Origin of the sequence: Streptomyces griseoloalbus, from assembly GCA_014650015.1 — a bacterium.
Taxonomy (GTDB): domain Bacteria; phylum Actinomycetota; class Actinomycetes; order Streptomycetales; family Streptomycetaceae; genus Streptomyces; species Streptomyces griseoloalbus.
Genome location: BMUD01000002.1, coordinates 296,779 through 304,564 on the forward strand (window position 1 = coordinate 296,779; position 7,786 = coordinate 304,564).

The 7,786-nt window shown below is 74.2% G+C and carries 6 protein-coding genes; 4 read left to right on the plus strand and 2 right to left on the minus strand.

Annotated features, from left to right (window positions below):
* The first annotated feature begins 89 nt into the window (after positions 1–89).
* Together IE178_RS04310 and IE178_RS04315 are read left to right on the plus strand one after the other, a co-directional pair.
* Positions 90–953, plus strand: a complete 864-nt coding sequence (locus IE178_RS04310) for a hypothetical protein (protein WP_184762178.1) — start codon at positions 90–92, stop codon at positions 951–953.
* A 183-nt stretch (positions 954–1,136) separates the two neighbouring features.
* Positions 1,137–2,522 (plus strand): tannase/feruloyl esterase family alpha/beta hydrolase, encoded by a 1,386-nt coding sequence (locus IE178_RS04315; RefSeq protein WP_193511345.1) that lies wholly within the window; start codon positions 1,137–1,139, stop codon positions 2,520–2,522.
* 12 nt (positions 2,523–2,534) lie between these two features.
* Here the strand turns inward: IE178_RS04315 and IE178_RS04320 are convergent, their stop codons facing one another.
* Positions 2,535–2,717: a tail-anchor membrane protein gene (locus tag IE178_RS04320; RefSeq protein ID WP_184762180.1), complete on the minus strand. Its 183-nt coding sequence runs from the start codon at positions 2,715–2,717 to the stop codon at positions 2,535–2,537.
* Between the two features lie 262 nt (positions 2,718–2,979).
* Between IE178_RS04320 and IE178_RS04325 the strand changes: the two genes are divergently transcribed.
* Complete coding sequence (locus tag IE178_RS04325) at positions 2,980–5,865, plus strand: SCO1167/SCO6262 family helicase (RefSeq protein ID WP_498370631.1); 2,886 nt, start codon at positions 2,980–2,982, stop codon at positions 5,863–5,865.
* A complete protein-coding gene (locus tag IE178_RS04330; RefSeq protein ID WP_193511346.1) occupies positions 5,865–7,139 on the plus strand; it encodes an SWIM zinc finger family protein in 1,275 nt (424 codons plus the stop codon). Before IE178_RS04325 ends, IE178_RS04330 begins: the two co-directional genes overlap by 1 nt.
* A gap of 49 nt (positions 7,140–7,188) precedes the next feature.
* Here the strand turns inward: IE178_RS04330 and IE178_RS04335 are convergent, their stop codons facing one another.
* Positions 7,189–7,668: a hypothetical protein gene (locus tag IE178_RS04335; protein WP_193511347.1), complete on the minus strand. Its 480-nt coding sequence runs from the start codon at positions 7,666–7,668 to the stop codon at positions 7,189–7,191.
* Positions 7,669–7,786 lie beyond the last annotated feature (118 nt).

The following is a 7,786-nucleotide window of genomic DNA, read 5'->3' on the forward strand; positions in this document are numbered from 1 at the left end:
CAGCTCGGGGTGCGGGTGCGGGGTCGTGACAAGGGGCTCGGGGTCGGCATAGGGTGCGCGCCGTTGGACGAACCGATGGGGAGGCTGGGATGGCCGGGACGGACGAGGAGGCCGTCGCCGCCGCGGACGATGCGCTCTATGTGCTCACGGCGGCGCTGCTGACGCCGGCGAAGTTCCCGAGCGTGCTGGGCGACGACTATCCGGAGGCGTGCGCCACGCTCGGTCTTCCGCCCGCGGCCGACGGATACGGCCTGGTGCTCGGCCAGGACGGCGAGGGCGCACGGTGGACGGTCGTCGTCGACGACGTCTCGCTGGTCGCCGTGGCGATCGCGTCCTGGGACTGCGGCATGGAGCACGATCTGTCGCCGGACGAGCGTACGGTCGTCGCCGCGCTGCCCGGCTGGCCCCTCGCGGTCGCCGTCGCGGCGCCGAACGTGCCCGCGCCGCACGACCCCGGCCCCGAGGCCGCGGACGGGCCCCCGCTGACGCCGCCGGACGCCGGCGTCTGGGGACCGGCCCAGCGTCGTCTGGGAGCCGATGAGATCGCGCTCCAGTGGGCGTCCTGGCGCGAGCGGGTCGACGACACGGCGTTCCCGGCACCGGGTGGCTCCGCCGGGGCGCCGGACGGCACCGGGGACCGTACGGACGAGGACGGCCGGAAACAGGCAGGCGGGCCGTCGGGCGGCCACAGCGGGATCCGGCGCGCGCTGGCGGAGGCACGTGGCTATGTCGCGTCGCCACCGCCGCTCGGCCGGGTCCGCTCGTCCTTCGCGCCGGGCGGTGCACGCACCCTGCGGGCCGACGGTCCGGGCTGGTCGCTGGTGGCCAGGACGGACGACATCGCGTTCGTGCTGCTCGACGACGAACCCGGCGAAGTCCTCCCGGTGGGTAGGGGCCCGGAGCTGCCCGGCCTGCTCGAGGCGCTCGACCAGATGGCCGTACGGCCGCTCTGAGCACGCGCGGCCTCCGCCAGCGGCAGGCGTGATGGACGTTAGCGTGTGCTGAGACCCCACATGCGGGCGCTGCTCCGTATGGCGCCAGCCCATCGATGACGGCGACGTCGGGCCCTCACCATGGGGCAGTCCCGCGCTGAGCCCTTTGCCCGTGTTCCGCCGTCCGTCCTCCCGGAGGCCGTCATGCGCCCCTCCCGTGGCGTTCCGCTGCTCGCCGCCGTTCTCGCCGCGGCCGCCCTCACCGCTCCGACTCCGGCCGGTGCGGCCGGGGACGACCACTGCGCGCGCCAGGACCGGGTGCGCGTGCCCGGCGCCGCCCATCAGCGCAGTGCCTGTCTGGACGATCTGACCACCACGGGGCTGGCCGGTACCCCGTACACCGACATGGCCGACCAGGCGGGGCTGACGGCCTCGGCCACGCGGTCGCCGTCCGGCGTGCCCGGGGTGCAGATCGACGGCTACTTCCCGGACTCCTCCCACTTCAACGACACCCACGGCTGGCGGCACGACGCCCAGTTCGTGATCCGGCTGCCGGACCGCTGGAACGGCGGGCTGGTCGTCACCGGTGCGCCCGGCAACCGCAAGCAGTACGCGACCGACAAGGCGATCTCCGACCAGGTGCTGGCGCGGGGGTACGCCTATGCGGCGACCGACAAGGGCAACAGCGGCGTCGACTTCTACCGCGACGGGAAACGGCCCGGTGACGCGATCGCCGAGTGGCACACGCGGACCACGCAGCTCACCCGGGCGGCCCAGCGCGCGGTGGCCCAGCGCTACGGACACGCCCCGCGCCGTACGTATATGACCGGTGTCTCCAACGGTGGTTACCTCACGCGCTGGCAACTGGAGAGGCATCCCGGGCTGTACGACGGCGGGGTGGACTGGGAGGGCACCCTGTGGGCCGCCGGCGGGGGCCAACCGCTCCGCTCCCTGCCGGTGGCGGTGGCCCGTATGTTCGGTGCGGCAACCGACGAGGACATGTACGCGGCGGGCTTCGCGCGCGGCTCCGAGTTCCTGTGGCCGTACCACGAGAAGGCCTACTGGGGAGTCACGCAGAAGATCTACCGCGCCGAGTTCGACCCGGCCTACGACCCCGGTTGTCCGGGCCCTTCCGCGGGCTCGACGACGGAACAGATCCTGGCGCCGTGTCCCTCCGACGCCTCCTACGACTACGCCTCGCGTCCCGCGTCCGTGCACCGAGCGGTGGAACGGGTGGCGCTCACCGGGCGCATCGGGCGGCCGATGATCACCCTGCACGGCGATCTGGACGCGCTGCTGCCCAAGTCCACCGACTCCGATGCGTACGACCGCATGATCGAGGCGAGCGGGCGCGGGGGGATGCACCGCTACTACACGGTGCAGGACGGCACGCACGTCGACGGGCTGTACGACGCCTATCCGGACCTGCTCCGGCCGATCCTGCCCTGCTACCGCTCGGCGTTCGACGCTCTGGTCGCATGGGTGGAGCGCGGAGTCGCACCGCCCGCTGACCGGACGATCAACAAACCCGCGGGCGGCGACGTGGTCAACTCCTGCGCGCTGGGCACGGGTGAGGCGGTGACGCGGTGACGCGGTAACGCCTCAGCGGCCCAGCTCCTTGCGCGAGACGCGGCGCAGCCTGCGCCGCTGTGCGGGGTCCAGGGCGAGGTACGCGGCGGCCGGGACTCCCAGGATTATCAAAAGCGCGGCCCACCAGGGCAGCCAGATCAGCAGGACGAGTCCGGCCGCCACACCTCCCGCGGCGATCTTGGCGTTCTTCGACATGAGTGTCGCCTCCTTCGCGGCCACTGCCGCTCTCTGTCGTGAAAACGGGCCCGCGCGTTCGGCGGTTCCGGACCGCGACCCTGAGACGTCCCTGAGGTGCGTCCCCTAAGGTCTCCGGGAGAGTCCGTCGGAGCCTCCCGGGGAGGGGAGTCACGACGCGTCCCCATGGTGACCCGGCTCATAGCTCAGGCATACCCGACCGACGCCGCTCATGCTGTACTCTCGGCGACTCCGATTCACTAGTCAAGTTTGAGGACTTGTCATCGCTGAGCAGACCACTCCCCCGGCATCCTCCTGCGCACACTCCGAACTGGCCCGCTGTCCGGCGGTATTCGTTCCCGGTGACCCCGCCCGCACCGGCCGGGTCGGCTTCTGGCGGCCCGACGGTTCCGCTCCTCCCGTCACCGACATGGCATCGGCCGGCCACCTGGGCGTCGTCGTGCCCGGCGACGGCGGGGTCGAGACGGTGCGCGTGCCCGCCGCCCTGCTGCCGGTGCACGCGGTGCTCCCTGTCCTCACGCGTGCGCGAACCGATGGTGCCGGGCATCGCGCGGCACGGTTCTGGGGTGCCGCCGCCGTGCAGGCCCTGCACTTCGTGGCGCGGGGCCTGCTGCTGCCCGGCCTGTCCCCCGCCGACCACGATGCCTGGCGCATCGGCCCGCTGGACGCGAAGGACATCGAGGCGATCCGCCGGCTCGCCGCCGCCATGCCGCCGGAAGCGCACGCCGTGCCGCTGGACGGCACCGCGCCGCCGCGCCTGCCCGACCCCGAACGGCTGCTGCGCGCCTTCCTCGACTCGGTCGCCGACGCCCTCCCCCGCTCCCCCGCCGCCCACCTGGTCACCGGCGGCCCGGCCTTCGCGGAACCCGAACCGCAGCGGCTTCCCGAACTGCGGTCCTGGGCCGCCGACATCGCCGCGGGCCACGACGCGGGGGTACGGCTGTCGCTGCGGATCGAGGTGCGCGGGCTGACGGACGCGGCGGAGGGCGCGTCCGACGGGACGTCCGACGGCGCGGATGTGTCGTTCCGGGCCGTGCTCCAGATGCACAGCGTGAGCGATCCCGCCCTCGTCGCGGACGCCGCCGAGGTGTGGGCCGGGGCCCCGGGCACGCTCTTCGACTCCCGCGCGCGCATGGAGGCCCTGCTCGTGCTGCGCCGCGCGGCGCGCGCCTGGGCGCCGCTCACACCGCTGTTGTCGGCGACCGTGCCGGACGCGGTCGACCTGGCGGAGGAGGAGGTCGCCGAACTCCTCGGCGAGGCCGGCCGGGTGCTCGCCGGCGCGGGCGTCGACGTCCACTGGCCCAGGGAACTGGTCCGCGAACTCACCACCCACGCGGAGGTCGGTCCCGCCGACGACGGGCCGGGACCCGGGCGGGCCGGCTTCGCGGAAGGGCCGTCGTTCCTGACCGCCGACGCGCTGCTCGCCTTCGACTGGTGGATCGCCCTGGGCGACCGGCGCCTCACGCGCGAGGAGCTCGACCGGCTGGCCGAGGCGAACCGTCCCCTCGTACGGCTGCGCGACCAGTGGGTCCTGATCGATCCTCGGGAGCTGGCCCGGGCCCGTGCGCGTCAGGATCACAGGATCACGCCCGTGGACGCGCTCGGCGCGGCGCTGACGGGCTCCGTGGAGGTCGACGGCAGCCGGATCGAGGTGCGGCCGACCGGGTGGCTGGCGGCCCTGCGGGACCGGCTCGCGGACCCCGAGGCGCAGGAGCCGGTCGAGCAGCCCGCCGCCCTCGCCGCCACGCTGCGGGACTACCAGCGGCGCGCACTGAACTGGCTGGCCCGGATGACCTCCCTGGGCCTCGGCTGCTGTCTCGCCGACGACATGGGTCTCGGCAAGACCATCACCCTGATCGCCCTGCATCTGCACCGCCAGACCGATCCCGCGTCCGCGGGCCCCACCCTGGTGGTCTGCCCGACCTCTCTGATGGGCAACTGGCAGCGGGAGATCAAGCGGTTCGCGCCCGGCACTCCGGTGCGCCGCTTCCACGGGGCCCGGCGCGCGCTGGACGACCTCGCCGACGGCGCATTCGTGCTCACCACGTACGGCACCATGCGGCTGGACGCGCCCCGGCTCGCCGAGGTCCCCTGGGGCATGGTCGTCACCGACGAGGCCCAGCACGTGAAGAACCCGTACTCGTCGACGGCACGGCAACTGCGGTCCATCGGCGCACGCGCGCGCGTGGCCCTCACCGGCACGCCGGTGGAGAACAACCTGTCGGAACTGTGGGCGATCCTCGACTGGACGACTCCCGGGCTGCTGGGCCGGCTCGGCACCTTCCGCGGGCGGTACGCGGACGCCGTCGAGGGCGGACAGGACCCGGCCGCGGCGGAGCGCCTGACCCGGCTGGTCCGGCCGTTCCTGCTGCGTCGCCGCAAGTCGGACCCGGGCATCGCGCCCGAGTTGCCGCCGAAGACGGAGACGGATCACGCCGTGTCGCTCACCCAGGAGCAGACGGGGCTGTACGAGGCCGTGGTGCGGGAGGCGCTGGCCGAGATCTCCGGCGCGGACAGCATGGCGCGGCGTGGACTGATCGTGAAGCTGCTGACCGGTCTGAAACAGATCTGCAACCACCCCGCGCAGTTCCTGAAGGAGGAGCGGCCGGTGGTCGCGGGGCGGTCCGGGAAGCTGGAATTGCTGGACGAGCTGCTCGACACGGTGCTCACCGAACAGGCCGCCGTCCTGGTGTTCACGCAGTACGTGCGGATGGCCCGGCTGCTGGAACGGCATCTGGCCGCGCGGGGCGTACCGTCGCAGTTCCTGCACGGCGGCACGCCGGTCGCCGAACGCGAGGCGATGGTACGCCGATTCCAGGACGGCGAGGTTCCGGTGTTCCTGCTGTCGTTGAGGGCGGCGGGCACCGGGCTGAACCTCACCCGCGCGGAGCACGTCGTGCACTACGACCGCTGGTGGAACCCCGCCGTCGAGGCGCAGGCGACGGACCGCGCGTACCGCATCGGCCAGACCCGGCCGGTGCAGGTGCACCGCATCATCGCCGAGGGAACGATCGAGGAGCGCATCGCCGAGCTGCTGGTCCGCAAGCGGGAGCTGGCCGACGCGGTACTGGGCTCCGGTGAGGCGGCGCTCACGGAGCTGACCGACGGGGAACTGGCGGATCTGGTCGCACTGCGAGGGGGACTGTGATGACCCGGTACGACGGTGACGAGACCGGCGTGGAGCGCACCTTCGCCGCGCTGCCGCCCGCGCGCGGCCGGGGATTCGCGCAGACCTGGTGGGGCCTGGCGTGGCTGACGGCACTCGAGGGCACGGCACTGGACTCCGGGCAGCTCAAGGCGGGCCGCGGGCTCGCCCGCGCGGGAGCGGTGGGCGCGGTGTCCGTGCGGCCCGGGCGCATCACGGCAGTCGTACGGGACCGGGACGGTACGGCCCACCGGGCGGACGTCCTGCTGCAGGAGCTGTCCGGGGAACAGTGGGACCGGTTCCTGGCGATGACCGTCGAACGGGCCGGGCACGTCGCGGCGTTGCTCGACCGCGACATGCCGACGCATCTGGTCGAGGACGCGGAGCTGGCCGGCGTCGAACTGCTGCCGGGCCTCGGCGACCTGGAGCCGGAGTGCGATTGCGGGGTGTGGGACCACTGCGGTCACACGGCGGCGCTCTGCTATCAGATGGCCCGGCTGCTGGACCATGACCCGTTCGTCCTGCTGCTGATGCGGGGGCGCGGTGAGCGCGCCCTGCTGGACGCGCTCCAGACGCGCGGCGACACGTCCGCCGGGCAGCCGCCTGCCCCGGATCCGGAAGGCGTGGACGCGGCCGAGGCGTACGCGGCCGGGGACATCCTGCCGTCGCTGCCCGGCGCTCCGGCGCTCCCCGGGGCGCCGGGGCTCCCGCCGTCGCTGGACACGGAGACGGGGCCGGCCGCCGGGGTCGAACCCCCGGCGCTGGAATTCCTGGCCGCGCGGACCGCCGCGCGGGCCCACCGCCTGCTGGCGGAGGCATTGCGGGAAGGACACGACCGGCAGCCCGTGGAACCGGAGCCGACGGTGGCGCGGGATGCGGTGCGGCTGGCCGCAGGGGAGCCCGGACGCACGGTGGCGGACCGGCTCGCCGAGGGGTCGGGGCGCGGCCGGGAGGGACTGGACGTGGCCGTACGGGCCTGGCGGCAGGGTGGTACGGCGGCGCTGGCCGTGCTCGACGAGGAGTGGACGGTGCGGGGCGAAAGCCTGGCACGCGCGCAGGCCGCTCTGGAGTCGGCCTGGGCCGATGACGAACGACCGGCGCTTCGGTCCCGGGCCAACCGCTGGACGGTCGTCGACGCGCCCCTCCAGCTACGCCTGAGCCGCGACGGCCGCTGGTGGCCGTACCGCGAGGAACGCGGCCGCTGGCTCCCGGCGGGAGGCCCCTCCCAGGATCCGGCGACGGCCCTGGCCTCGGCGGGGCGCGCCTCCGGGGAGTAGTCCCGTCGTCCCGGAGGCGGCGCCGGGCGCCGTGCCGTGCCGTCGAGGATCAGGGCAGCCCGACGTCCCCGAGGGACGGCAGGAGCGATTCGAGACCGCTCGGCAGGTTGCTGGGCACCCCGCTCGGCAGCTCGGTGGGGAACCCGGACGGCAGCTCGGTCGGGAGGCCGGACGGCAGCCGGCTCGGCAGACCGCTGGGCAGCTCGGAGGGGATGCCCAGCGACGGGTCGGGCAAGCCGCCGGTGCCCGTGCCGGTCTCGGTGGGCGCCTTGTCCGGGGAGTCGTCGCCACCCGATGCCATCAGCACGATGAGGGAGACGGCGGTGACGGCCACGATCACGGCGAGCAGGACCAGCAGGAGCCTGCGCCCGCCGGGTCCGCGTCCGTGGCCACCCCGGTCGTCGGGTGGCTCGGGCGGCGGGGGTGGCGGCGCGCCGCCGTAGGAGGGCGGTCCGAAGCCACCGCCCGGGGGCGGTGTGTCGTCCGGCGGGCCGGGCGGCGGCTGGGGCGGAACGGGTGGCATGGCCATACCCACCATGGTCGCCGCGAGCCCTGGCCCCGCGCGAGGCGCCGCGCGGAACCTGATGCGCAGTCAGGGCATGGTCGCCATGCTTCCGACGTACTCCGCGCGGAGGTACGCCCGCGCG

Coding starts and splice junctions, on each gene's coding strand:
- IE178_RS04315 (WP_193511345.1), top strand. CDS start 1,137: ATGCGCCCCTCCCGTGGCGTTCCGCTGCTCGCCGCCGTTCTCGCCGCG.
- IE178_RS04310 (WP_184762178.1), top strand. CDS start 90: ATGGCCGGGACGGACGAGGAGGCCGTCGCCGCCGCGGACGATGCGCTC.
- IE178_RS04335 (WP_193511347.1), bottom strand. CDS start 7,668: ATGGCCATGCCACCCGTTCCGCCCCAGCCGCCGCCCGGCCCGCCGGAC.
- IE178_RS04320 (WP_184762180.1), bottom strand. CDS start 2,717: ATGTCGAAGAACGCCAAGATCGCCGCGGGAGGTGTGGCGGCCGGACTC.
- IE178_RS04330 (WP_193511346.1), top strand. CDS start 5,865: ATGACCCGGTACGACGGTGACGAGACCGGCGTGGAGCGCACCTTCGCC.